This window comes from Achromobacter seleniivolatilans (assembly GCF_030864005.1).
GTDB lineage: Bacteria > Pseudomonadota > Gammaproteobacteria > Burkholderiales > Burkholderiaceae_B > Achromobacter > Achromobacter seleniivolatilans.
In genome coordinates this window covers 4,919,203-4,944,267 of sequence record NZ_CP132976.1, presented here as the reverse complement: position 1 = coordinate 4,944,267, position 25,065 = coordinate 4,919,203, and the positions used below count along the sequence as shown (strand labels likewise).

General features: G+C 60.5%; 31 protein-coding genes. 6 read left to right on the top strand and 25 right to left on the bottom strand.

Going from position 1 to position 25,065, the window contains the following annotated elements:
• Nucleotides 1-2,079 carry a cytochrome c biogenesis protein ResB gene (locus RAS12_RS22320; protein WP_306941491.1) on the bottom strand — a complete coding sequence of 693 codons (2,079 nt, stop codon included), beginning with the start codon at nt 2,077-2,079 and terminating at the stop codon, nt 1-3.
• 116 nt (nt 2,080-2,195) lie between these two features.
• Nucleotides 2,196-2,897, bottom strand: coding sequence for a c-type cytochrome (locus RAS12_RS22315; protein ID WP_306941489.1), 702 nt, complete (start codon nt 2,895-2,897; stop codon nt 2,196-2,198).
• Between the two features lie 223 nt (nt 2,898-3,120).
• Between RAS12_RS22315 and yihA the strand changes: the two genes are divergently transcribed.
• Nucleotides 3,121-3,744: a ribosome biogenesis GTP-binding protein YihA/YsxC gene (yihA, locus tag RAS12_RS22310; RefSeq protein ID WP_306951567.1), complete on the top strand. Its 624-nt coding sequence runs from the start codon at nt 3,121-3,123 to the stop codon at nt 3,742-3,744.
• Entirely contained in the window at nt 3,741-4,757 is a 1,017-nt protein-coding gene (gene hemB, locus RAS12_RS22305) for a porphobilinogen synthase (RefSeq protein WP_306941488.1), read from the top strand. Before yihA ends, hemB begins: the two co-directional genes overlap by 4 nt.
• Before the next feature lie 48 nt (nt 4,758-4,805).
• Here hemB and RAS12_RS22300 read toward each other — a convergent pair whose 3' ends face one another.
• The 3 genes from RAS12_RS22300 to cutA all read right to left on the bottom strand — a co-directional run bounded on the left by RAS12_RS22300 (nt 4,806) and on the right by cutA (nt 8,055).
• Nucleotides 4,806-5,675, bottom strand: a complete 870-nt coding sequence (locus RAS12_RS22300) for a DMT family transporter (RefSeq protein WP_306951565.1) — start codon at nt 5,673-5,675, stop codon at nt 4,806-4,808.
• A gap of 128 nt (nt 5,676-5,803) precedes the next feature.
• Complete coding sequence (dsbD, locus tag RAS12_RS22295) at nt 5,804-7,618, bottom strand: protein-disulfide reductase DsbD (protein WP_306951564.1); 1,815 nt, start codon at nt 7,616-7,618, stop codon at nt 5,804-5,806.
• Nucleotides 7,619-7,707: 89 nt separating this feature from the next.
• A complete protein-coding gene (gene cutA, locus RAS12_RS22290) occupies nt 7,708-8,055 on the bottom strand; it encodes a divalent-cation tolerance protein CutA (protein WP_306941486.1) in 348 nt (115 codons plus the stop codon).
• A 122-nt stretch (nt 8,056-8,177) separates the two neighbouring features.
• On the opposite strand from cutA, the gene RAS12_RS22285 reads away from it, so the two are divergent.
• Entirely contained in the window at nt 8,178-8,615 is a 438-nt protein-coding gene (locus tag RAS12_RS22285; RefSeq protein WP_306941484.1) for an HIT family protein, read from the top strand.
• Nucleotides 8,616-8,726: 111 nt separating this feature from the next.
• On the opposite strand, the gene rplQ is transcribed toward RAS12_RS22285, so the two are convergent.
• The 19 genes from rplQ to RAS12_RS22190 all read right to left on the bottom strand — a co-directional run bounded on the left by rplQ (nt 8,727) and on the right by RAS12_RS22190 (nt 18,973).
• Nucleotides 8,727-9,119, bottom strand: coding sequence for a 50S ribosomal protein L17 (gene rplQ, locus RAS12_RS22280; RefSeq protein WP_306941482.1), 393 nt, complete (start codon nt 9,117-9,119; stop codon nt 8,727-8,729).
• Nucleotides 9,120-9,308: 189 nt separating this feature from the next.
• Nucleotides 9,309-10,295 carry a DNA-directed RNA polymerase subunit alpha gene (locus tag RAS12_RS22275; protein WP_169270117.1) on the bottom strand — a complete coding sequence of 329 codons (987 nt, stop codon included), beginning with the start codon at nt 10,293-10,295 and terminating at the stop codon, nt 9,309-9,311.
• Between the two features lie 217 nt (nt 10,296-10,512).
• Nucleotides 10,513-11,136 carry a 30S ribosomal protein S4 gene (gene rpsD, locus RAS12_RS22270; RefSeq protein WP_306941479.1) on the bottom strand — a complete coding sequence of 208 codons (624 nt, stop codon included), beginning with the start codon at nt 11,134-11,136 and terminating at the stop codon, nt 10,513-10,515.
• 11 nt (nt 11,137-11,147) lie between these two features.
• Nucleotides 11,148-11,549: a 30S ribosomal protein S11 gene (gene rpsK, locus RAS12_RS22265; protein WP_006216516.1), complete on the bottom strand. Its 402-nt coding sequence runs from the start codon at nt 11,547-11,549 to the stop codon at nt 11,148-11,150.
• Nucleotides 11,550-11,564: 15 nt separating this feature from the next.
• On the bottom strand, nt 11,565-11,930 hold the full coding sequence (gene rpsM, locus RAS12_RS22260; RefSeq protein WP_006216517.1) for a 30S ribosomal protein S13: 366 nt from the start codon (nt 11,928-11,930) through the stop codon (nt 11,565-11,567).
• A gap of 43 nt (nt 11,931-11,973) precedes the next feature.
• Nucleotides 11,974-12,087: a 50S ribosomal protein L36 gene (rpmJ, locus tag RAS12_RS22255; RefSeq protein ID WP_003806928.1), complete on the bottom strand. Its 114-nt coding sequence runs from the start codon at nt 12,085-12,087 to the stop codon at nt 11,974-11,976.
• 34 nt (nt 12,088-12,121) lie between these two features.
• A complete protein-coding gene (gene infA / locus RAS12_RS22250) occupies nt 12,122-12,340 on the bottom strand; it encodes a translation initiation factor IF-1 (protein ID WP_003806927.1) in 219 nt (72 codons plus the stop codon).
• Nucleotides 12,341-12,347: 7 nt separating this feature from the next.
• Complete coding sequence (gene secY, locus RAS12_RS22245; RefSeq protein WP_039882533.1) at nt 12,348-13,673, bottom strand: preprotein translocase subunit SecY; 1,326 nt, start codon at nt 13,671-13,673, stop codon at nt 12,348-12,350.
• Nucleotides 13,674-13,687: 14 nt separating this feature from the next.
• Complete coding sequence (gene rplO, locus RAS12_RS22240; protein ID WP_042884491.1) at nt 13,688-14,128, bottom strand: 50S ribosomal protein L15; 441 nt, start codon at nt 14,126-14,128, stop codon at nt 13,688-13,690.
• A gap of 9 nt (nt 14,129-14,137) precedes the next feature.
• Complete coding sequence (rpmD, locus tag RAS12_RS22235; RefSeq protein WP_006216520.1) at nt 14,138-14,323, bottom strand: 50S ribosomal protein L30; 186 nt, start codon at nt 14,321-14,323, stop codon at nt 14,138-14,140.
• A gap of 3 nt (nt 14,324-14,326) precedes the next feature.
• Nucleotides 14,327-14,848 (bottom strand): 30S ribosomal protein S5, encoded by a 522-nt coding sequence (gene rpsE, locus RAS12_RS22230; protein ID WP_006216521.1) that lies wholly within the window; start codon nt 14,846-14,848, stop codon nt 14,327-14,329.
• Between the two features lie 15 nt (nt 14,849-14,863).
• Entirely contained in the window at nt 14,864-15,229 is a 366-nt protein-coding gene (rplR, locus tag RAS12_RS22225) for a 50S ribosomal protein L18 (RefSeq protein WP_306941391.1), read from the bottom strand.
• Between the two features lie 21 nt (nt 15,230-15,250).
• A complete protein-coding gene (gene rplF, locus RAS12_RS22220) occupies nt 15,251-15,784 on the bottom strand; it encodes a 50S ribosomal protein L6 (protein WP_306941390.1) in 534 nt (177 codons plus the stop codon).
• A 12-nt stretch (nt 15,785-15,796) separates the two neighbouring features.
• Complete coding sequence (rpsH, locus tag RAS12_RS22215) at nt 15,797-16,192, bottom strand: 30S ribosomal protein S8 (RefSeq protein WP_006216525.1); 396 nt, start codon at nt 16,190-16,192, stop codon at nt 15,797-15,799.
• Between the two features lie 10 nt (nt 16,193-16,202).
• Nucleotides 16,203-16,508: a 30S ribosomal protein S14 gene (rpsN, locus tag RAS12_RS22210; protein WP_306941375.1), complete on the bottom strand. Its 306-nt coding sequence runs from the start codon at nt 16,506-16,508 to the stop codon at nt 16,203-16,205.
• Between the two features lie 12 nt (nt 16,509-16,520).
• Nucleotides 16,521-17,060, bottom strand: a complete 540-nt coding sequence (gene rplE, locus RAS12_RS22205; RefSeq protein WP_306941372.1) for a 50S ribosomal protein L5 — start codon at nt 17,058-17,060, stop codon at nt 16,521-16,523.
• 12 nt (nt 17,061-17,072) lie between these two features.
• A complete protein-coding gene (gene rplX, locus RAS12_RS22200; protein ID WP_306941370.1) occupies nt 17,073-17,393 on the bottom strand; it encodes a 50S ribosomal protein L24 in 321 nt (106 codons plus the stop codon).
• A gap of 11 nt (nt 17,394-17,404) precedes the next feature.
• Entirely contained in the window at nt 17,405-17,773 is a 369-nt protein-coding gene (gene rplN / locus RAS12_RS22195) for a 50S ribosomal protein L14 (protein ID WP_306941368.1), read from the bottom strand.
• A 414-nt stretch (nt 17,774-18,187) separates the two neighbouring features.
• Nucleotides 18,188-18,973, bottom strand: a complete 786-nt coding sequence (locus RAS12_RS22190) for an aspartyl/asparaginyl beta-hydroxylase domain-containing protein (RefSeq protein ID WP_306941366.1) — start codon at nt 18,971-18,973, stop codon at nt 18,188-18,190.
• Nucleotides 18,974-19,129: 156 nt separating this feature from the next.
• Here RAS12_RS22190 and RAS12_RS22185 point away from each other — a divergent pair, with 156 nt between their 5' ends.
• Nucleotides 19,130-20,557 (top strand): NAD-dependent succinate-semialdehyde dehydrogenase, encoded by a 1,428-nt coding sequence (locus tag RAS12_RS22185; protein WP_306941365.1) that lies wholly within the window; start codon nt 19,130-19,132, stop codon nt 20,555-20,557.
• Nucleotides 20,558-20,748: 191 nt separating this feature from the next.
• The gene (locus RAS12_RS22180; RefSeq protein WP_306941364.1) at nt 20,749-22,914 is read left to right on the top strand and encodes a metallophosphoesterase; all 2,166 of its coding nucleotides are present in this window, start codon (nt 20,749-20,751) and stop codon (nt 22,912-22,914) included.
• Between the two features lie 116 nt (nt 22,915-23,030).
• On the opposite strand, the gene RAS12_RS22175 is transcribed toward RAS12_RS22180, so the two are convergent.
• The gene (locus RAS12_RS22175; RefSeq protein WP_306941361.1) at nt 23,031-23,990 is read right to left on the bottom strand and encodes a helix-turn-helix domain-containing protein; all 960 of its coding nucleotides are present in this window, start codon (nt 23,988-23,990) and stop codon (nt 23,031-23,033) included.
• Nucleotides 23,991-24,173: 183 nt separating this feature from the next.
• Here RAS12_RS22175 and RAS12_RS22170 point away from each other — a divergent pair, with 183 nt between their 5' ends.
• A complete protein-coding gene (locus tag RAS12_RS22170) occupies nt 24,174-25,052 on the top strand; it encodes an alpha/beta fold hydrolase (protein ID WP_306951562.1) in 879 nt (292 codons plus the stop codon).
• Nucleotides 25,053-25,065 lie beyond the last annotated feature (13 nt).

The following is a 25,065-nucleotide window of genomic DNA, read 5'->3' as shown; positions in this document are numbered from 1 at the left end:
TTAAGACCTCTTCTGGCGCAGCAGCGCCTGCTTGAAGCGTTCAAACTCTTGATTGAAGTCGAGTGTACGCTTCTGGGATGTCATGGCCGCCAGGACGCTGCTGCCGCTACCTTGCGGCTTGACCCAGATCCAGATGCGGCGATCCCGGATATAGAACATCGAAAACACCCCCAGCACCAGCAAGAGGCTGCCCAGATAAACCGTGTTTTTTCCCGGTGTGCGGCTGACCTGGAATACGCTGGCCTGCACATGGTTGAAATCCGCCAAAGACAGGAAAACCGGCGCCGGATAGACCGTCAGGTCGGACAACGCCGCCACCGCCAACCTCGACCAGACCGCCGCGCGTTCACCCTCGGCACCTTCAACCGGCACGGCCGGCAAGCCTGCGCGCTCACGTGCGATGCTGCGCAATTCGTTCATGCTGGCGCCGATCAGGCGGATCACGACATCGGCTGCGCGCTCCAGATCGGCAGCGGGCGTATTGGCCTGTAAAAATGCAGCCACGGCTTGCAGGCCGCCGGTTGCAAAAGTCTCAAGCGCGCGCTCGGCGGCTGTCTGCAAGGGCTGGCGGTCTGCGCCTGACGGGCTGTTACGCTCGGCAAAACGGCGGGCTGCCTCCTGGCGGGCAGCCGGATCGGCCAAGACCGCGCGCAGACGCATGAACTCCGCAATCGAACTATCGTCATCGGCGGGAATGCGTAAGTAGCGGAAGGGTTCAGCGGCGCTGTTGCGCACGCCCGCCAAGAACACGCTGGCGCCGTCCAACTCCATGGGCAGCATGTAGTTCTGGAATTCGTGGGCCTGACCGGCGTCGTCAATCAGCTTGTATTCGACGCTGGGACCAACGTTGCGCAGGTTTTCGTTTTTCTTGCCTGCCGCGCTGCCGGATACCGAAGCGACGTGCTCGGCAAAACTCTGGTTGGCGCCCTTGGGCTCGCCGCGGGTCAGGTCTTCCACATTGATAGGCCGCATGGCGGTGATCTCAATGCCCATGCTGCGCGGCCCTTTGGCCGTGTGAGCAGTCACTTCGCTGGTCTTGCCCACTGTGCCGTCAACGGCGAACGTGGCATCGCCAGAACCTACTAGTGGGTAGCCTTTCAGCACCACCGTGCTGCCGCCGTCATCAAAACTGGACTGATAGACGGTCATGCCCTTGAAGCGCAGCGGCTCGTTGACCTCGATCGTGGAATCAAACGTTTTGCCGGTGTCGGGGTCAGTGACTTCGACTTCGCTGGCAAAACGGCTGGGCATGCCCGTGGAGTAGTAATCAACGATGAATTTCTTCAGCTTCAACGTGAAGGGCATCGGTTGCACCAACGCGCCATCGCCCACCATCACGACAGCCGTGCTGGCCTGCCCGCCTTCGGGCACCAGCACGCTGGCCCGAAAGCTTGGGTTGTCGACAGACAAACGCCCGCTTTCCGGCACTTCGGAAATCAGCATGTTTTCGACAATGGGATGCTTGCCGCCAAACATGACTTGCAGGCGCACTGGCAATTCACTGTCCAGCAATCCGCCAATGCAGATGATGACCATGGCCGCATGGGCAAACACATAACCCAAGCGGTTGGCGCTGCCTTTCTTGGCCGCCAGCAGCACGCCGTCGTTATCGTGGCGTTCGCGCACCGCATAACCCAAGCGCTGCAGCAATGCCTTCAGGCCAGCGGCCGTTTGCGGCACATCCGTGGGTTCTTCGGTTTCCACGCGATGGGGAAACGCCCGCAGGCTGCTTGCTCGCACGTGCTCGCGAAACGATCGCGCATCTCGCAGCATCTTCGGGGCATTGCGGATCAAACAGACCGAGGTCGACACGACCAAAAAGCCCATGATCAGCAGAAACCACCAGCTGTTGTAGACGTGCCAGATCGAAAACTTGTCGAATACCTCGTACCAGAACGGACCGAATTGATCGATGTAGTTGCTGGACGAACGATTCTGCTGCAACACCGTCCCGACCAGACTCGCCACGCAAATGAACATCAGCAGGCTGACGGCAAAACGCATCGAACCGAGTAGTTCGAAGAAGTCGCCGGGCAGGCTGCGCAAAGAGGGGCGGGTATGGGTTCGAGTCGAATTCATGAAAAAAGGGGGGCCGCGCAATCGGCTACCCCCCTCATAGACAGCGCGCAACGGAACCAGGTTCCGTAACGCTCAAGTTGCGTAAACGCGGACCAGCCGCGCGCGTTGCAGAATGCCTAGCGCAAGCCAGCCGCGTAATCCGACACCGCTTTGATATCGGCATCCGACATACGGTCCGCAATCGCGAACATGATGTCGTTCTTGCGGTCGCCGCTGCGGAACAGCTTCAACTGCTCTTCAATGTACATGGGGAACTGCCCCGACAAACGCGGGTACTGGCCAGGGATTCCGGCGCCATTGGCAGAGTGACATGCCGCGCACGCCGGAACATTGCGCTCAGGCAAACCGCCGCGCCAGATCTTTTGACCCAGATCAACCAACTTCTCATAGCCGGCCGTGGCGGGCTCTTTCAGCGGCTGCTGCGCCAGATACAACGCGATGTTTTGCATGTCGGCCGGCGTCAGATTCTGCGCCATTGCGGTCATTGGGGTCGGATTGCCGCCAGCGCCATTGCGCACCGGCAACTTCGCGCCCTGCTTGATCTGGAAATCTGCCAATTGCTTGGCCAGATATTCGTGGGGTTGCGCGGCCAGGTTAGGGTTCACCGGGATGGTGCTGTTGCCCGCCGCGCCATGACAGGACGCACAGGCGATGATGCCTCTTGAGGCATCGCCTTGGTCAAACAGCTGGCCACCCTTGGCGGCATCCGGCTTGGCCGGCCCCGCAGCGCCGTCAGCGGCGAAACTAGGTGTAGATAGGGCGGAGGCGCCGAGCAACAGCCCGCTCGCAACCAACATCCGGGACAGCACACGCTTCATGAAGACCTCGACGATCGCATCGATCAAGGCGCAAAAAGGCGCCCACGCCTGCCCCGCACACCCTGGAAAACCGTATCGAACCTCATTTGCCCAATTCGCCTGCCAAGCTGCCATCGGCAACCTAAACAGTAAGCAAAAAAGACGGCTCCGCGCACGGGGACCACTGTTGCAAACGCCGGATTATACAATAGGGCTCGAAACCAACCGTATCCAAAGCCCATCCGTGTCCCTCCTACATCGCGCCTCCTTCCTTACCTCCGCAGCTCGCCTCGACCAGTTGCCGGCCGCCGGCGCTCCCGAGGTCTGCTTTGTCGGCCGCTCAAACGCCGGCAAATCCACGGCCATCAACGTGCTCTGCAACCAGCGCCGTCTTGCGTTTTCAAGCAAGACGCCGGGCCGCACGCGCTTGATCAATATGTTCGGCTTGCCCGACCCGCTGGATCCGGAAGGCCACCTCGGTTTTCTCGTCGACTTGCCCGGTTACGGCTACGCATCCGTGGCTCGCAACGAAAAAGAAAAATGGGCCGACATCCTTGGCGGCTACCTGCGTGACCGTGAATCGCTGGCCGGCATCGTGCTGCTCATCGACATCCGCCGCGGCGTCACCGAACTGGACCGCCGCCTGGCGAACTTCATCGCCCCCACTGGCCGCCCAGTGCTCGCTCTGTTGACCAAGGCCGACAAGCTGCCCTATGGCCAGCGCATGCGCACCGTGTTCTCCGTGCGCAAAGACCTGGCCGATATTGGCGCTCTGCACACCATTCCGTTCTCGGCGCCCGAGCGCATCGGACTGGAAGAAGCCGGCGCCCATATCGAAAATTGGATTTCTCCCAAGGTTGAAACATGAACCCGCAGATCATCACCCCTGAGTTTCCGGTTTCCCGCCCTCGCCGCCTGCGTCGCGACGACTTCACCCGCCGTCTGGTGCGTGAAAACGCATTGACGGTCAATGACCTGATCTACCCCGTCTTCGTCGCCGACGGCGCTGGCTTGCAGCAAGCCGTGCCCTCGCTGCCCGGCGTGGTCCGCTATTCGCTGGATACGCTGCTGCCGGTGGCACAACAGTGCGTCGAACTGGGCATTCCCGTATTGGCGTTGTTCCCCGTTATCGACCCGTCGTTGAAAACGCCGGACGGCATCGAAGCCACGAATCCCAATGGCCTGATCCCGCGCGTGGTCGGCGAACTGAAGAAGCGGTTCCCTGAACTTGGCATCCTGTGTGATGTCGCGCTGGACCCCTACACCAGCCACGGCCAGGACGGCGTTATCGACGACAACGGCTATGTGATCAACGAGATCACCGTCGAAATCCTGGTCAAGCAGGCGCTGACGCAAGCAGCAGCCGGCGTGGACATGGTGGCGCCCAGCGACATGATGGACGGCCGCATTGGCGCCGTGCGCCGCGCGCTGGAAGCCAACGGCCATATCCACACGCAGATCATGGCGTACTCCGCCAAATATGCCAGCGCGTTTTACGGCCCGTTCCGCGACGCCGTAGGCTCGGCCACCAACTTGGGCAAGTCCAACAAAATGGCTTACCAGATGGACCCGGGCAACCTCGATGAAGCGCTGCGTGAAGTCGCCGCCGATTTGCAGGAAGGCGCCGATATGGTCATGGTCAAGCCCGGCATGCCCTATCTGGACGTGCTGCGCCGGGTCAAGGACACCTTCCGCGTGCCAACGTTTGCCTACCAGGTCAGCGGTGAATACGCGATGATCAAAGCCGCGTCGGCCAATGGTTGGCTCGACCACGACAAGGTCATGATGGAAGCGTTGCTTGCGTTCAAGCGCGCTGGCGCAGACGGCATCCTGACGTACTTCGCGATCGAAGCCGCGAAGCTGCTGAAAGCCCAGCGCTAATCACGCAAAGCGTTGCGTGCCGGGCCTCTTGGGCCGGTACGCAACGTTTCAGCGAAAGCGCTGACGCGGGTCGCTGCGGCGCAGTCCCAACCAGGTTCCGCCCAACACGCAGGCCAGGCCTACGATGTGCGTCAACGTGACCTGCTCGTCCAAGAACAGCGACGCGAAAAGCAGCCCGAAAATGGGCAGCCAATTCACAAACAACGCTGCACGGCTGATGCCCAAACGTGCGATGCCAGCATTCCAGACTATATTGCTGACGCCGGACGCAATCACGGCTGAAAACAGCAAGACCAGCCACGGCCACCACGTCATCTGCCAAGTATCGGTCTGATACGACGACGGCGTAATGGCGGCATGCACCACCAGCATCAATCCGCCGGCCAGGTACATGTACCAGAGCATCCCCAACGGATCCATCATTCGCGACATGCGCTGAATGACCAGTCCGCCGAACACGAACACCAGCACCGCCACAAAGACCACCGCGTCACCCCAGCCGGTCAAGCCAAATTGCGCGCCGCTGCCGGCAACTACCATGCCCACGCCAAGGAGCCCCAGCAACGCGCCTGAGATCCGGACCAACGTGAGTTTTTCGCGATAGAAAATGGCGGCAAGCAGGGCCGACAGCAAGGGGCTGGTCGCCATGATCAGCGTGCCGTTGGCTGCCGACGAAAACCGCAGCCCCGAGACCAGCGCCACCTGGTGCGCATAGACCACCAAGAAGCCCGCCAGCGCCACCCAGCCGAGCTCGACGCGCCCCAGCTTGGGAATGCGGCCGCGCCGCGCCTTGATGATGAGCGTGACGGTAATGAACGCAACCACGATCCGCACGGCAGCCAGCGCCTGGATGTCCATGTGCTGCGTCAGATACTTGATGGAGACGATGTTCAGGCCCCAAGTGGCCATGACGAACATCAATTGAAGATAGATAAGACCGTGCTGGTCCTCGCTTGCATCAACTGTTGGGGACGTCACGGCGCTGGCCTGATGGAGGTGGATTGCGCCACCCACGCGGCGCCGCAGCCATGGTATCCCGGGCGCGCTTAACGCACCAGCACGCGATCCAGTGATTCCGTAAAGCGCTTGGCGTCCTGGAAACCCACCACGCGGGCATCCGGCAGCTCCTTGCCTCCGGGTTCGAAGAACATGATGCCCGGCGGGCCAAACAGACGGAACCGCTTTAACAGCGCGCGATCGTCAGCATTGTTGGCCGTCACATCCGCCTGCACCAGCACCATGCCCGCCATACGTTGCGCCACACCCGGATCACTGAACGTGAAGCGCTCCATCTCGCGGCACGACACACACCAGTCCGCATAGAAATCCAGCATCACCGGCTGGCGGCTCTGCGCCAGCAGCGCGTCCAGTTCGGCGTTGTTGCGCACGCGGGTGAAGTGAACTTCGCCGCTCGCGCTAGCCGTACCAGCTGGCGCCCCAGCGCGGGCAGCCAAATGCGACAGGGGTTGCAATACATCACGCCCGCCACTGGCTGCGCCCACAAGCCACGCAGCGGCCGCCAACGCCAAGAGCAAGCCCAAGCCCTTGCCGAACATTCGAGCCGCGCCTGCGCCCGCTGGCAGGGCGTCAAAGGCCCTCAGCATCACGGCAGACACCACTGCCAGGAATGCCCACCCCGTCATTTGTACCCAAGTCGGCACCACGGGGATCAGCATCCACCAGGCCGTCGCCAGCAACAGCATGCCGAACAGACGCTTGACCCCGTCCATCCAGGGGCCCGCTTTGGGCAGCAGCGCGCCCGAAGACGCGCCCACAATCAGCAACGGCACACCCATGCCCCAGGCCATCGCGAACAGCGCCGACCCGCCCAGGAATACGTCGCCCGTTTGCGATATATACAGCAGTGCGCCCGCCAGCGGCGCTGCCACGCAAGGCCCGACGATCAACGCCGACAACGCGCCCATCACCAATGCGCCGGTGTAGCGCCCGCCCGGCACGCGAGAAGAGCGTTCGGCCAGCTTGGCCTGGATACCCGAAGGCATCTGAAACGTGAAAGCATCGAACATCGCGAGTGCCAGCACGGTCAGCAAGATCGCGAAAAGGGTCAGAATCCAAGGCGTTTGCAGCCAGGCCGCCAGACCCGCGCCGCTCAAGCCCGCAGCCACACCCAGCGCGGTGTAGACCACCGACATACCCAACACATAGGTGGCTGCCAGCGCCAATCCGCGTCCACGCGTCGGGCGGGGCTGCGCCACGCCGCCCAACACAATCGAAGACAGAATCGGAATCATCGGCAGCACGCAGGGCGTAAAGGCCAGCAACAGGCCCAGCACCAGGAAAACGCCTGCCGTCTTGGCCCAACCCAGGCCGCCCAGGGCGTCGGCCAGGCTGGTGTCGCCAGCATTGACCAGCGCGCCCAAGCCGCTTGGAGACGCCGCGCCTGCTGATGCCAGCACCGCACCGGCGCCCGCCAGCGCATAACCTCCGGCCACCGGCGTCAACTTGACGCTGCTGTCCATCGGGGGATAACAAAGCCCCGCGTCAGCGCAACCCTGGCCAGTCAGCGTCAGCGTAAAGGGCTGGACGCCCGAGCCCACCGGGACGCGAATCGCCACATCTTTGTGAAAGACCTCCATGTCTTTCTCAAACGTCGGGTCATATTTGACCTCGCCCTTTGGATAGACCGCCTCGCCCAAGGTCGTCGCGCCTGCCGGGCTGATCGTAATGCCAAAGCGCTCGCGGTACATGTAGTAGCCAGGCGCGACGCGGTAGCGCAACTCCAGGGTGTCGGGCGCCGTCATCTGAGCGCTGAAGACAAATGCTTTCTCAGGCTCCAGAAACTCGGCTTCGGCATGCGCCGCTGCCTGCCACCCAACCATCAGCAGCACCATTGCCAGCATGGCCAGGCACTGCCTGAGAACCGCGTAAGCCGCGCGAGTAGCGGGATGGGTGCGCCTTGGCGCGCCGACGAAACCGGCAAGTTGCAACATCAGTCTCTCTTGTTCTGCGTGATGGCCGTTTGTGCACGCACCCAGTCCAGATAGGGCGCGGCGCCGCCAATGACCGGCAGCACGATGATTTCGGGCACATCATAGGGATGCATCTGCGCCAGGGCCTGCACTACAGCCTGGTGGCGCGCGTAGGTGGTTTTTATCTGGAGGGGAATCTCTTCCGCCCCTTCGACCTCTCCGTTCCACATGTAGATGGACAGGCCCGGCGCGCCAAGGTTCACGCACGCCGCCAGCCCGTCTTCGACCAGCACATGGGCGATCCGCTTGGCGAGCAACAGGTCGGGGGCATTGCTGATGACCAGCACGACGTCGTCATCGCGCAACATGGAACCTCCTTGGGATACCCGTGTGAGATGTAACTCGGGGTATTTTATCGGTATTGCGGCAGCCAGCCGGATTCGCCGGGACTGAACTCGCCGCCATGCCACCCGTATTCACCGAGGCCCGCATGACTGATAACTGTCTGTTCTGCCGCATCGCGCGCCGGGAGATCCCCGCGCACATCATCCACGAGGACGAGCGCCTGCTGGCTTTCCTGGATATCCAGCCGGTGCGCCCCGGCCACACCCTCATCATTCCGAAGCAGCACTATCCCTATTACGAAGACATGCCGGCCGATCTGGCGGGCAACATCCTGAACCTGGGGCAAAAACTCGGCCGCCACATGAAGGCGCTGTACGGCGTGGAGCGCGTCGGTTTCGCTTTCACTGGCATTCACGTCGCCCACGCTCACGCGCATGTCATCCCCATGCACCACACGCAGGACGTCACGTCCACGCAGTACATCGAACAACAAAACCTGACCTTCAAAATGCCGCCGCAACCGCCGCAAGAGGTGCTTGCGCAAACGGCAGAGGCGCTGCGTAGCGCGCTGCACGCAACCTGATAACGGGTAGTCGCGGCAATCCTGCCCATGCGTTCGCGCGCTTTGCGGCGCGCAAATAAAACAAGGGCGGGTCCGAAGACCCGCCCTTGTCGCTTATCGAGCTACTGAGAATTACTCAGCGCTGTCCGCAGCGGCTTCATCAACTTCCGGACGGTCAACGAGTTCCATGAAAGCCATGGGAGCGTTGTCGCCTTGACGGAAGCCCATCTTCAGCACGCGGGTGTAGCCGCCGTTACGGGCCGCGTAGCGCGGGCCGATTTCGGCAAACAGCTTGACCACCGCATCGCGATCGCGCAGACGGGCAAAAGCCAGACGCTTGTTCGCCAGCGTGGGTTCTTTGCCCAGCGTGATCAGGGGTTCGATGACGCGGCGCAATTCTTTCGCCTTCGGCAGCGTGGTCTTGATTGCTTCGTGGGTGATCAACGAAACAGCCATGTTGCGAAACATGGCAAGACGGTGACTGCTGGTGCGGTTGAGCTTACGCAAGCCATGACCGTGACGCATGATAAGTTTCCTTTGAATCTAGTGACAGCGTTTCCGCCATCGGGTTGTCCGGCTCTTCTATCAACCTGCAATCAGGCCGCGGTCCGGTAAAAAACGGTGCATTTTATGACGATTTCGCAAACTGCCCGGCGAACAAGCCGGGCACTGCGGGAAACGCCCCGGAAATCCAGGGCGGCACCCTTTTAAGACTTAGGGACGTTCCAGGCCCAGGGGCGGCCAGTTCTCGAGCTTCATGCCGAGCGTCAAGCCACGTGCAGCCAGAACTTCCTTGATCTCGTTGAGCGACTTGCGACCCAGGTTCGGGGTCTTGAGCAGCTCGTTTTCGGTACGCTGAATCAGGTCGCCGATGTAGTAGATGTTTTCGGCCTTCAGGCAGTTGGCCGAACGCACGGTCAGTTCCAGGTCGTCGACCGGGCGCAACAGCACCGGATCGATCTGCGGCGTGCCGCGGACCGGAGCTTCGTACGAATCGCCAGCGCCTTCCAGAGCAGCGAAAACCGAGATTTGATCCATCAGGATGCGAGCCGATTGGCGCACCGCTTCCTCGGGCGAGATCACGCCGTTGGTTTCGATGTCCAGAACCAGCTTATCCAGGTCGGTACGCTGTTCCACACGGGCGCTTTCAACCGCGTAGCTCACGCGGCGGACCGGGCTGAACGAAGCGTCCAGAACGATGCGGCCGATGGTGTGGGTGCGGTCTTCCGACAGCGCGCGCACGTTGCCCGGCACGTAGCCGCGGCCCTTTTCAACCTTGATCTGCATTTCCAGCTTGCCTGCATCCGTCAGGTTGCAGATGGTGTGGCCGGGGTTGATGATCTCGACGTCATGCGGCAGCTCAATGTCGCTGGCCAGCACGGTGCCCGCGCCGGTCTTGCGCAGAACCAGGGTCACTTCGTCGCGATTGTGCAGCTTGAAGACCACGCCCTTCAGGTTCAGCAGGATGTCGACGACATCTTCGCGAACGCCCGGGATGGTCGAGTATTCGTGCACCACGCCCGTCATCTGGACTTCGGTCGGCGCGTAGCCGGTCATCGAAGACAGCAGGATGCGGCGCAGGGCGTTGCCCAGCGTATGACCGTAGCCACGCTCGAACGGCTCCATCACGATCTTGGCATGGTGCGTGCCGACCGGTTCGACTTCAATGGAGCGCGGCTTCAGGAAACCTTGAGTGGACATTTACTGTGTTCCTTTTCAATACCCTCGGCTCGTTACACCGATAAGGCTGATGGACAGGGTGAAACTTGAAACTCGGACAACGCGAAAAACGTTGGCCGATACTTACCGCAAAGCCCGCTCCACCAAAAGGTGAAAAGCGGGCTGCTGCGAGACGTGCAAACGAGTCGCGAAACCAGCAAGCCGGCATGCCTCTCGAAAGAGGCGCCGGCAGGCTTGATTAACGCGAGTACAGTTCCACGACCATCGATTCGTTGATGTCGCGAGCGACATCAGCACGATCGGGGGCCGACTTGAACGTACCGGTCAACTTGGTCGCGTCGACTTCCACCCATTGGGGGATGCCGATGCTGGTGGCCAGGTCGAGCGCTTCTTTGATACGGCCTTGAGTCTTGGCCTTTTCGCGGATCGAGATAACGTCGCCAGCCTTGACCAGCATCGAAGCGATGTCAGCCGTGTGGCCGTTCAGTTCGATGGCGCGGTGGCTCACCAGCTGGCGAGCTTCGGCGCGCGTCGAGCCGAAGCCCATGCGGTAGACGACGTTGTCCAGACGCGATTCCAGCAGCTGGATCAGGGTTTCGCCGGTGTTGCCACGGCGACGCTCTGCTTCAGCGAAGTACTTGCGGAATTGCTTTTCCAGCACGCCGTACATGCGCTTCAGCTTTTGCTTTTCGCGCAGCTGCAGGCCGTAGTCGGAAGTGCGGGCACCCGAAGTGCGGCCGTGTTGGCCAGGCTTGGAATCCAGTTTGCACTTGGAATCCAGCGAGCGACGGGCGCTCTTCAGGAACAGGTCAGTACCCTCGCGGCGCGAGAGCTTGCATTTGGGTCCAATATAACGTGCCATGTGGATTCCCTTTAGATACGACGACGCTTCGGCGGACGGCAGCCGTTATGCGGAACAGGCGTGATGTCAGCGATGGACGAAATCTTGATGCCCAGCGCGTTCAGAGCGCGGACCGACGATTCGCGACCGGGGCCGGGGCCCTTGATACGCACTTCCAACGTCTTGATGCCGTACTCGAGAGCGACACGGCCAGCCGTTTCAGCAGCGACCTGCGCGGCGAACGGGGTCGACTTACGCGAACCCTTGAAACCAGCACCGCCCGAAGTGGCCCACGACAATGCGTTGCCCTGACGGTCAGTGATGGTGATGATGGTGTTGTTGAACGAAGCGTGAACGTGCGCGATGCCGTCCGAGACGTTCTTCTTAACCTTTTTGCGCACGCGCGAAGCGCCGCTGGTGGAAGCTTTCGCCATAATCCAGTTCCTCGATTATTTCTTCAGGGACGCAGCAGCACGACGCGGGCCTTTACGGGTCCGGGCGTTGGTGCGAGTGCGCTGGCCGCGCACGGGCAAACCGCGCTTGTGACGCATACCGCGGTAGGTTCCCAGGTCGATCAAACGCTTGATCGAGAGCTGTACTTCACGACGCAGGTCGCCTTCAACCGTGAACAAACCAACATGTTCGCGGACGCGTTCCAATTCAGCGTCGTTCAGATCCTTGACCTTTTTGTCAAAGGGTACGTTTGCCGCTTCGCAGATTTTGCGAGCGCGCGTACGACCAATGCCAAAAATGGCGGTCAGTCCGATCTCGGCGTGCTGTTGCGGCGGGATGTTAATGCCAGCAATACGGGCCATGACTATTCCTTGAATAAATCTGTTGCGTAGTCGCTAACCCGAGTTAGCCTTGACGCTGCTTGTGACGCGGGTCGGTGCAGATAACACGCACCACGCCGTGACGTTTGATAACTTTGCAGTTGCGGCAAATCCGCTTAACCGATGCCATTACTTTCATGGTTGACTCCTAATTTTCCGTAATCCGGTTCCGCTCATTTCGAGCGGAAAACTATCCTGGCTCGCGTCAGATCATAGGGCGTGAGCTCCACTGTGACCTTGTCACCCGGCAGGATCCGGATGTAATGCATACGCATCTTGCCGGAAATATGGCCCAACACCACGTGGCCGTTTTCGAGCTTGACGCGAAATGTCGCGTTCGGGAGGTTCTCAAGAACCTCGCCTTGCATCTGAATGACGTCGTCCTTGGACATCTTTTGCTTACCGCATCGGCAAACCCGCGCCCTTGAAGTTGGCCTTCTTGAGCAACGAGTCGTATTGGTGCGACATCATGTAGGCCTGAACCTGCGCCATGAAATCCATCGTCACCACCACAATGATCAACAGAGACGTACCACCGAAGTAGAAGGGGACATTCCAGCGCATCACCAAGAATTCCGGCAACAGGCACACCAACGTTATGTAGATGGCACCTGCGAGCGTCAAACGCATCAGGATCTTATCGATGTAGCGCGCGGTTTGCTCGCCCGGACGGATGCCCGGAACAAACGCACCACTCTTCTTCAGGTTGTCCGCCGTTTCGCGGCTGTTGAACACCAGAGCCGTGTAGAAAAAGCAGAAGAAAATAATCGCGACTGAATACAGCGTGATGTAGAGCGGTTGACGAGGCGACAGGGCCGCAGCCAAATCGCTAAGCCAGCGCATGTTCTCACTACTGGAGAACCAGCTCGTGATCGTGGCCGGGAACAGAATGATCGACGATGCAAAGATCGGCGGAATCACCCCAGCCATGTTCAGCTTCAGCGGCAAATGCGAGCTTTGACCACCGTAGACCTTATTGCCGACCTGACGCTTGGCGTAGTTCACCGTGATCTTGCGCTGTCCGCGTTCCACGAACACCACAAAAGCGGTAACCAACACCACCAGAGCCACAATGAACAGTGCCGAAAGCACAGACATTGCGTTGGTGCGTACCAGGTCCAACAGTGCAGCCAGCGCCGCGGGCAAACCCGCCACGATACCTGCGAAGATCAGGATGGAAATCCCGTTGCCCAGACCGCGTTCCGTGATTTGCTCACCCAGCCACATGACGAACATGGTGCCAGTGACCAAAGTCACAACGGTCGTGAAGCGAAACAGCATACCCGGATCGATCACCAGTCCCTGTTGGGACTCCAACGCTACCGAAATGCCCACTGCTTGCACAAGCGCCAGCACAACCGTGCCGTAGCGAGTGTATTGGGTAATCTTCCGACGACCGGATTCGCCCTCTTTCTTGAGCGCTTCCAGCGACGGCACCACCACCGACATCAACTGCATGATGATGGATGCCGAAATGTACGGCATGATCCCCAGGGCAAAAATCGAGAAACGCGAGAGCGCCCCACCCGAGAACATGTTGAACAGGCCCAGGATCCCGCCCTGGTTCTGACGGAACAAGTCCGCCAGCGCATCCGGATTAATACCCGGTACGGGGATGTGTGTACCCAAACGGTAAACCACCAGAGCGAGCACCAGGAACACAAGACGGCGCTTTAAATCACCGTACCGTGCTCCGGTTTTGCCCAATGCCTGCGCGTTAGCCACTCGTCACCTCTAGATCAAGCAAGCGAGCCGCCCGCGGCTTCGATGGCGGCGCGAGCGCCGACCGTCGCGGTAATGCCTTTCAGCACTACCTTGCGCGAGAGTTCACCCGACTTGATGACCTTGGCGTAACGAACCGCCTGGCCAATCACGCCAGCCGCCTTCAGCACTTGCACGTCGACTTCGTCGATGGGCAGGGCTTGCAGGTCCGACAGACGAACTTCGGCGTACAGGTGCTGACCGAGCGGGGTAAAACCACGCTTGGGCAGACGACGCTGCAGCGGCATTTGACCGCCTTCGAAGCCAACCTTATGGAAACCGCCCGAGCGCGACTTCTGACCCTTGTGGCCACGGCCGGCGGTTTTACCCAGACCCGAACCGATACCACGGCCTACGCGGCGCTTGGCGTGCTTGCTGCCCTCAGCGGGCTTCAGCGAATTAAGTTGCATATCCGACATGGTGATTCCTTAGGCTTCCGAGACGGAAACGAGATAATCCACCTTACGGATCATCCCACGCACCTCGGGCGTATCGACCAACACGCGGCTGCTGTTGATGCGGCCCAAGCCCAAACCGCGAACCGTATCACGGTGCGATTGCTTGGTACCGATCACCGAGCGCACGAGGGTCACTTTGATCTGCTTCTGAGCCATGATTTATCCCAGGATTTCTTCGACCGACTTGCCGCGCTTGGCAGCAACATCAGCCGGGGTCAGGGAAGCGCGCAAGCCATTCAACGTGGCGCGAACCATGTTGTAGGGGTTGCTCGAGCCAAGGCTCTTGGCAACCACGTTACGCACACCCATCACTTCGAAAATAGCGCGCATCGGGCCGCCGGCGATAACGCCAGTACCTTCAGCTGCCGGGGAGATCAGCACGGTAGCGGCGCCATGCTTGCCGACCACAGTGTGGTGCAGCGTGCCGTTCTTCAGTGCAACCTTGAACATGCCGCGACGGGCCTGTTCCATTGCCTTCTGAACGGACACCGGCACTTCACGCGCCTTGCCCTTACCCATGCCGACGCGACCATCGCCATCGCCAACCACGGTCAGCGCGGCAAAGCTCATGGTGCGACCACCCTTGACCACTTTGCTCACGCGGTTGACCGCGATCATCTTTTCGCGGAGGCCGTCATCGTTCTCTTTTTCCGCGGCGTTCTTGCCTTGTACTTTAGCCATTTGACAGATCCTCGCTTAGAACTTCAGGCCGGCTTCACGCGCGGCATCGGCCAGCGCTTTCACGCGGCCATGGTAACGAAAGCCCGAGCGATCGAAAGCGACCAGTTCGATACCGGCAGCCTTGGCCTTTTCGGCCACGCGCTTGCCGACCAGCGAAGCTGCGGCAGCGTTGCCGCCCTGACCGGTTTGACCGGCCAGTTGGGCACGCACTTCGGCTTCCACCGTCGATGCGCTGACCAGAACGCGATCGCCTTCCGGCGAAATGATGTTGGCGTAGATGTGCTGGTTCGAGCGGAAAACCGAGAGGCGGTGAACGCGCAACTCGTTGATCTTCCGGCGGGTCGGAACCGCACGACGCAAACGGGAAACTTTTTTGTCCATGATTCGTCCTTGCGTGCGCCGTTATTTCTTCTTGGTTTCTTTGATGACGACGCGTTCGTCCGAGTAACGCACACCCTTGCCCTTGTAGGGTTCGGGTTCGCGATACGCGCGGATTTCAGCGGCCATCTGACCGACGACTTGCTTGTTGGAGCCCTTGATGACGATTTCCGTCTGGGTGGGGCATTCGGCCTTGATACCGGCCGGCAACTGATGCAAAACGTCGTGCGAGAAACCGAGCTGCAGCTTAACGGCGTCGCCTTGAATCGATGCGCGGTAACCCACGCCGACCAGGTTCAGCTTGCGCTCGAAGCCCTTGCTCACGCCGATGACCATATTGGCCACCAGTGCGCGCACGGTACCCGACATGGCGTTGGCGTGACGCGTTTCGTTGGCGGCGACAAACGTGAGTTTGCCTTCGTCCAGCGCAACGGTAACGTCGCCAGTCAGGGCTTGGGTCAAGGTGCCCAACGGGCCCTTGACAGTGATCTGATCCTGCTTGATGTCAGCTTCGACACCCTTCGGCAGTTCGACCGGATACTTAGCGATACGTGACATTCGAATTTCTCCTTAGGCCACGTAGCACAGGACTTCGCCGCCGACGCCGTTTGCACGGGCCTTACGGTCGGTCATGACGCCGCGCGAGGTCGAAACGATAGCCACACCCAAGCCATTCATGACTTGAGGAATGCTGGTACGGCCCTTGTAGATACGCAGACCGGGGCGCGAAACGCGTTCGATGCGCTCGATAACCGGACGGCCAGCGTAGTACTTCAGGGTGATCTCGAGCTCAGGCTTAGCCTGGGTGCCCTTGATTTCAAAGCTGTCGATGTAGCCTTCGTCTTTCAGCACAGCGGCAATTGCCGCCTTCAGCTTCGAGGAGGGCATGCTCACCGTAACTTTGTCCACTTGCTGCGCATTGCGAATGCGGGTCAGCATATCGGCGATGGGATCGCTCATGCTCATAATGTATCTCCTACCAGCTGGCCTTGGTGATGCCGGGGATTTCGCCCTTCATCGCCATTTCACGCAGTTTGTGACGCGTCAGGCCGAACTTGCGGAACACACCGCGCGGACGACCGGTGACCACGCAACGGTTACGTTGGCGCGTCGGATTGGCATTGCGCGGCAGCTGTTGCAGCTTGAGCCGAGCTTGGTAACGATCTTCGTCGGTCTTCGACTGATCGTCGATGATCGACTTCAACTCAGCGCGCTTTGCAGCGAACTTGTCAGCCAGCTTGGCGCGCTTGATGTCGCGATTGATGAGGGAAAGTTTTGCCACGTCATCAGCCCCTTAGTTACGGAACGGGAAGCTGAAGGCCGTCAACAGCGCCTTGGCTTCTTCGTCGGTCTTCGCGGAGGTGGTGATGCTGATGTTCAGCCCACGCAGCGCGTCGATCTTGTCGTACTCGATTTCGGGGAAAATGATTTGCTCTTTCACCCCGATGTTGTAGTTGCCGCGGCCGTCGAACGCACGACCCGAGATACCACGGAAGTCGCGCACGCGAGGCAGCGCAACCGCAACGAGGCGATCCAGGAATTCGTACATACGTTGACCACGCAACGTGACCATGCAACCAATCGGGTAGTTTTCGCGGATCTTGAAACCGGCGATAGCCTTCTTGGTCTTCGTCACGACAGGCTTTTGGCCAGCGATCTTGGTCAGGTCCGACACCGCGTGTTCGATAACTTTCTTATCGGACACGGCTTCCGAGACACCCATGTTCAGGGTGATCTTGGTGATGCGCGGCACTTCCATGACGCTCTTGTAGCCAAACTTGGCCTGCAGGTCGACAGCGACCTTGCTCTTGTAGAAATCTTGCAAACGGGACATGTCTATCGCTCCTTACGCCTTGGCGCCGACAACGGCACCATTGGAACGGAACACGCGGACCTTGCGACCTTCGACTTCTTGAACGCCCACGCGGTCGCCACGACCGGTTGCGGGGTTAAAGAGCGCCACGTTCGAAACGTGGATCGGCATGGTCTTTTCGACAATCCCGCCCGGGTTGTTAGCCATCGGGTTTGCTTTGACGTGCTTTTTGACGATGTTGACGCCTTCGACCAGAACGTGGTCGGCATCAACGCGCGCCAGCACGGTACCGCGACGCTTCTTGTCGCGACCGGTCAGGACGATGACTTCGTCGCCTTTACGAATATTGTTCATCGTAGGGCTCCTTACAGCACTTCCGGGGCCAACGACACGATCTTCATGAACTTCTCGGTACGCAGTTCACGCGTAACGGGTCCGAAGATGCGGGTGCCGATGGGCTCCAGCTTGGCGTTGAGCAACACGGCGGCATTGCCACCGAAACGAATCAGCGAACCGTCTTTACGGCGCACGCCCTTGGCGGTACGAACCACCACGGCATTGTAAATTTCGCCTTTCTTGACGCGTCCGCGCGGAGCCGCATCTTTGACAGTCACTTTGATGATGTCGCCGATACCGGCATAACGGCGCTTGGAGCCACCGAGCACCTTAATGCACATGACATGACGCGCACCAGTGTTATCGGCCACGTCCAGCGTGGTCTGCATTTGGATCATGATTTTTCCTGTTCCAACTTAACTGGAAATACGGTTTTCCCCACTAAGGGAACACTGCAATTCCTGCCAGTTTTGGTCCCGTCAGGTCTGCCGCCCTGCTTTAGTGTCACTGGGGGTTAAACAGAAAGCGCACTGGCTTTTTGTTCTATCCCTGCAACTGGTTGGCAACGCAACGACCCTGGGTTGAAATCCTGCGGGTATTCCCCCAACACGATTCACTTAAATTTACCTGTGACCATTTACCCGTGGGTTTTACCCTAGGCATTTGCCCCACAGAGGGCTTAAGTGAATTGACAATCTGGGAAAGCTGATCATTCTAGCGTGGTTAACTTTTGAGCGCAAGCACTTTGTTGGAATGCCGCACAAAAGACCACGCTTGCCTATGATAAGGCATCTGGCCGGGTTATCTGCCCCCTATTTTTGGCGGTAGTAACCCTTCTCCCAGGCATCGTGGTTGGCCTTGCCGCGACGGATTTCGTCCGTGAACGGAGCCGCCCTGAGCACCAGGCGATTCAACCATTTTACCGGAGCGCGGCAGGGACGTTCAAAATCCACAAATAACACTGCGCGCAGGCCCGTGGTGTCGTTGTGCACTTGATGGGGGTACAAGTCGTCGAACACCACGGCGCGCCCTTCCCGCCAGCTATACCGCTCGCCCCCGACTTCGATCCAGCATTGGTCGGCGGGCTCGGGCACGACCAGGCCCAGATGCAGGCGCAACACGCCGTTGTATGGCCCGGTGTGCAAAGGAATACGTTTGCCAGGTTCCAGGATCGAAAAGAACGCGCTGCGGATGCCGGGAATGTCTTTCAGCGCCTGGGCCGTTGCGGGACACCGCGCCAGGTTGCGGTCCGATTGCAGGCCGTAGCCCATGAAGAGAAAAGTCTTCCATTGGTCATCGGACGTGATCATGCCGACATCAGGCGAAATCTCGTGAAAGGCCGGAAGGCGATCGCGCTCGGACAATAAGTCCATTAACTCCGCGCGAATGGCCGGCGTCCGGGCCTCCAGGACGGGAATCCAAGAGAACTGACCATTCTGGAAGATGGGCCGGTCGCCGACGAGCGACGCCGCCGCGATCCGGTGGCGCAACCAGTCAATAAAACGGAACAGTACGCGGGAATAGATACTGGACTTGCCAACAGGACGCGCATCGACGGGTTGCACAATAGGATCAGGTGGCGGCCAAAGATGCCCCATTCTGGCTATCCCTGTCCGCACATGCAAGCGTGGCCCCCCGGATTGGCTCCTAGTCTGGTACTTGGATTGGACCTCCCCGCCGCGCGCAAGCTGGTTTAGACTGGCGTGGGCGACACGCGGTCGCTACCCACTCCTATTTCGCAAGGAAAGACAGGCATGTATGAACAGTTGGCGCTGTATATCGACGGCGAATTCGTCGCCGGAGAGGGCAGGCGCACCCAGGACGTCATCAACCCGGCCACGCTGGAAGTGCTCGGCCAGCTGCCCCACGCCACCGAAGCGGATCTGGATCGCGCGCTAGCCGCCGCCCAGCGCGCGTTCGAATCATGGAAGAAATCTTCTCCCATGGATCGTTCGGCCATTCTGCGCAAGGTGGCAACGCTGTCGCGTGAACGCGCCAAAGAGATCGGCCGCAACATGACGCTGGACCAGGGCAAGCCGCTGGCCGAAGCCGTGGGCGAAGTCACCTCCTGCGCCGAGCATGCTGATTGGCACGCCGAGGAATGCCGCCGCATCTACGGCCGCGTGGTTCCCCCGCGCAACCCGGACGTGCGCCAGTTTGTCGTCCGTGAACCCATTGGCGTCTGCGCCGCGTTCACGCCGTGGAACTTCCCGTACAACCAGGCCATCCGTAAAATCGCCGCCGCGCTCGGCGCCGGTTGCACGGTGGTGTTGAAGGGTCCAGAAGATTCTCCCAGCGCCGTCATGGCCATCGCCCGCATGTTCCACGATGCCGGCCTGCCCAAGGGCTGCCTGAACATCGTCTGGGGCGAACCCGCCAAGATCTCCGACTACCTGATCCGTTCGCCGATCGTGCGCAAGGTCTCGTTCACGGGCTCCGTGCCTGTGGGCAAGCAACTGGCCGCGTTGGCCGGCGCCCACATGAAGCGCGTCACCATGGAACTGGGCGGCCACTCGCCCGTATTGGTGTTCGACGATGCCGACATCGATCGCGCCGCAGAAATGCTGGCCAAGTTCAAGGTGCGCAACGCCGGTCAGGTCTGCGTGTCGCCCACCCGCTTCTACGTACAGGAAGGCGCCTACGAACAGTTCCTGGCCCGCTTCTCCGACGTGCTGAAGAACATCAAGGTCGGCGACGGCCTGGAAGCCGGCACCGACATGGGCCCGCTGGCTCACGAGCGCCGCGTGCCCGCCATGAGCGCCTTCATCGATGACGCCAAGAAGCACGGCGGCAAAGTCGTGGTTGGCGGCGGACCGCTGGATCGCAAGGGCTTTTTCTTCGCCCCCACGGTCGTGACCGATCTGCCTGACAACTCCATGCTGATGACCGAAGAACCCTTCGGCCCTGTCGCGCCCGTCGTCCGCTTCAAGGACACCGACGAAGTGCTGACCCGCGCCAACAGCCTGCCCTTCGGCCTGTCGTCCTACGTGTTCACGAACTCGCTGAAGACGGCCACCAAGGTGTCCAATGGTTTGGAAGCCGGCATGGTCAACATCAACCACTTTGGCAGCGCGCTGGCCGAAACGCCGTTTGGCGGCATCAAGGACAGCGGCATCGGCAGCGAAGGCGGCCTGGAAACGTTCGATGGCTACCTCGTGACGAAGTTCATCACGCACATCTGACGCTGACGCCAGTCAACGCAAAAAGCCCCGCAAGGGGCTTTTTTTCGTCTGACGGTACGGACTGCGAAACACAGCTTTCATGATGGTGTCATCCGCATCGCCGAGGATTGCGCCTCGCTCGCGGACGGCCTTCCCAGGAACAGGGGACTCCCGCCCGAAAAAAAACATGTTCCAGGAAGCCCAGAAAACCCATGAATACTTATTCACGCTACGCCCGTGCTGCGGGCACGATCGCGCTGGCCACGCTGCTGGCCGCGTGCGGCGGCGACAAAGATGACGACGACGCGCCCCCGGTAGCGGAAACGCCCGTTGTTGAAACGCCGGCCGTGCCGCCCGCCGCGGTTCAAATCGCGTTCATGCCCGACATCCATTTCCACGATGTTTACGCGGACTTCAAAGACGGTTCGTTTCCCGGCATTCCCAATCCAAAGCGAGGCGACAACGCCACCATCCGCACGATGTATGCGCAGTTGACATCGACGCGGCTGTTCAACGAAAACTACTTCGCTTTCCTGGCAGCACTGGACGACGCGGCGGCCCGAGGCGTGAAGTACATTGCCCTGCCCGGCGACTTCTCGGACGATGGTCAGCCCGTGCACATGCGCGGCCTGGTCAAGATCATGGACGAGTACTCGCGCAAGCATGGCATTCAGTTCTTTGCCGCCCCCGGCAATCATGACCCCGTGCGGCCCTACAACCAGGCCAACGGCAAGAGCGACTATCTGGGCCTGGACCCCGCGACCAACGCCATCGGCTTTTCGCAGCCCATCTACAGCCGCGGCGGCAATGCCGCTTGCAGTACGGCCTACGCCGGCGATTGGGCTCGTGTAGGCGATACCTATTGCACTGAGGAAGTGCTGCACATGGGCTACTCGGGCATCACCGAGGCGCTCACCCAACACGGCTTCATGCCTAAGCCGCAGTACCTGTACTACGAGACTCCGTACAGCACCTACAAATACGAAGACTACAACTACAACACCGCGCTATCGCAAGCCAGCTGGATCAACCGCCAGTACGAAATCTGCGCGCAAGGCACGGGCGGACCGAACAAGCCATCGAACTACACCTTGTGCAAGATGGTGCCGGACACCTCGTACGTGGTTGAGCCCGTCAAGGGCGTATGGCTGGTCGGCCTGGACGCCAACGTGTATGTGCCGACGGGTAACGGCCCGAACGATTTCACCGGCTCTGGCGACCAGGGCTACAACAAAATGCTTACCCACAAAGCCCATGTGATCAAGTGGCTGGCGGACGTTGTCGCGCGCGGCAAGGCGCAGGGCAAGCAGGTGGTCGCGTTCAGCCATTTCCCGATGAGCGAATTCTTCAACGGCGCATCGGACGATATCGAAGCGCTGTTAGGCGCCAACAAGATGCAGATGGTGCGCCGCCCGGCGGAAAACACCACGCGCGCGCTGGCCGAGACCGGTCTGAAGGTGCACGTGGGCGGCCATATGCACTTCAATGACATGGCCGTGCGCAACTATGGCGGCGACACGGCGCTGTTCAACATTCAGGCTCCGTCCATGGCGGCCTATGTTCCGGCGTACAAACTCATGACCATGCAGAGCGCCAGTGAGATCGAAGTGCAAACCGTTCGTCTGGATAAGGTGCCGCGCTTTGACGAACTGTTCGATCTTTATCGCGCGGAAAACGCGTATGACGTTCCTGCCCGCTGGGATGTGTCCATCCTGGATGCCAAGGACTATGGCGATTTCAACTACCGCTACATGAGCGAACTTGTCCGCCTGCGTTTGCTCAACGATGACTGGCGCTGCGAGATGCGCGAATTGGTCAAAAGCCCCCTGACTGGAGCCGACCTGCTGATCCTGTCGCAACTGCGCACCACGGTCACGCTGGCAGAACTGAAGAACACCGGCAACCAAAGCAAACTCGCCCCCGCGTTCTTCAACTGCCTGTACGTGGCAGGCGGCCCGAGCGCCAGCAACCCAGCCTATGCCGCAGACCTGGCCGACGCCGAAACCCGGGCGCAAGCGCTGGCGCAAGCCAATGGCATGCAGCTCGCGGACTTCGCAAAGTGGCAGGCGCTGGACATGGCAGGCGATTTTGTGCGTCTGGCCAACGCCGGTGACCTGGCCTTCGCTGACATTCCGGCGCAGCGCGCCAGCCAGTACAAGTTGCTGGCGCAAGCATTGAACCAAACCAACGCCGGACTGCAAATGAACGGCAACCAGGTCAGCGACGCGAACACGCTGGCTGACCTGTTCAAGGCGCGCTTCAAGCCCTTGATGGCGATCATGCTGAAGCTGGCGGATGGCGTGCCGTCCGAACACATCCGGCTGGATCTCAAGAGCAACAGCGTCGTCAACCTGTCGAACAAGCCCTCGCCGTTCTAACTATTCGGATGCAGGCATAGCCCGAAGCCACAAGGCCCGCGCAAGCGGGCCTTTTTTCGATGAGCCGCCCTGACAACCCGTCAGTGCATTGAATAGGCTCAAACACGGCGGCAGCGTTATGTTCTGCCGCGCAGATCACGCGGCGTCATGCCGAAGCGGCGCTTGAACAATCGGCTGAAATGCGAGGGATGGGAAAAGCCCACCTGGTAAGCCAGTTCGGCAATGCTGCGATGGCCGTGCAGCGGGTTCAGCAACAGCTCGCGGCACTTGTCCAGACGCTGGTCAAAAATGAAGGACTCCGCCGACAGCCCGCCGGCCTGCAAGATGCGGTGCAAGTACGCTACCGACAACCCGCAACCCTGCGCTACCCGCAACGGTGACAAGCCGGGGTCCGCCAGATGCTGGCGGATATAAGCCATCGCGCGATGCCGATGCGCCAGCGTGACACTGCTATCCGACTCCGATGCGTGCGCCTGCTCCGCCTGCACCAAGAACAGCACAATCAGGTCGATCAGGCGTTCACCCAGCTCTGTCACTTCGGTATCCGACCACCCGCCCATCCCCTTGAACAGATGATCCATATAACTAGCCAGCATCGCCCCCCTGGGCGAACCATCGTCGGCGCGCAGCTTATAGAAGGCGCCAATGCGGGAATCGCGCTGAGACAGCGCGCTGCGTGGAAACGACACGCTCAGGCTGCGATACCCCGACGCGCCCAATGCCGTTGCCTGATACGGCAGACTTTGGTTCATCAGATACACGCAACCGGGTTCCACCTGGAATTCACGCCCCTGCTGCTGCACCGCGAGCGGACCGCTCAGCGGTAGCCCAAAGGTGTAGAACTCCTGGTCCAGCCGGGACACGTTGCCCGCAGTACGCTCCAGCTTCTGTCCCTGATAGTGCAGATCATTGAATTGCAGGCTGGTGCGGCGCGCATAACGCACGTGTCCGGCAAAGTGATCCGGCTGGCCGCGATGCACCTCGAAAGGGCCAAAGGCATCCGACAGCGCCGCGCGCCACGCTTCGCGCCGGTCGGCGCCGGCGCTGGCCGAAATGGCGAATTCCGTATCGGGCATGCGCGGTCTCCTGGTGCGCGGGGATGGGATGAGCGCTTGTGATCTTGCGTCTACATATTCTTGACTCACCCTGCTCTAGGGGGTCCGGCGCATTGTGGTCACGCCTGGCGCAAGTCTATATTCAGCCCGATAAGCACACAACCTGGACAACCCGGGAGGAGACTCATGGCACACGCACCCGCGATGGCCGGCCGCCACACGCCGGCTTCACGCTATCTGCGCTGTGAAGGGCTTGAACTGCACTACATGGAATGGGGCGCCGCCGACGCGCCGCCCTTGATCATGTGGCATGGTCTGGCCCGCACCGGCCGTGACTTCGATACGCTGGCAGAAGCGCTTGCTGACGACTATCGGATCATCTGTCCGGACACGATCGGCCGTGGTCTGTCGCAATGGAGTTCAGATCCCGTTGCCGAGTATCGACTGGATTTCTACGCGCAACTGGCGCGTGCCTTGGCCGACGGCTTATCGCTGGCGACAATGCGCTGGGTAGGCACGTCCATGGGTGGCGCGACAGGCATGCACGCCGCCGCCTCAACGCTGCGCGACCGTATCTCGCACCTGGTCGTGAACGATATCGGCCCCGAACTGCCGCAACCCGCTATTGAGCGCATCCTGGCCTATGCGGGCAACCCGCCGGCCTTCGACACGGTAACGGAACTGGAAACCTGGCTGCGTGCCGCATACAAGCCGTACGGCTGGCAAAGCGACGCACAGTGGCGCACGATGGCCGAAACCTCGGTGCGCCGTCTGCCAGACGGCCGCGTCACTGCCCACTATGATCCCGCCATCGTCGGCCAATTCACGCATCACCCCGCTGACTACGATCGTTGGAGCGGCTACGACACGCTGCGCATGCCGCTCCTGCTGCTGCGGGGCGCTGATTCGGATCTATTGCTGCCCGACGTCGCGCACGCCATGACCCAGCGCGGCCCGCGCGCGCAACGCATCGACTTCCCCGATTGCGGCCATGCCCCCGCCTTAAACGTTGCGCCCCAGATCGATGCCATCCGGCAATTCCTTGCCACGCCGGAATTGACAGCGCCCGCTCGTGCCCACTGATAACAGGAGTCAC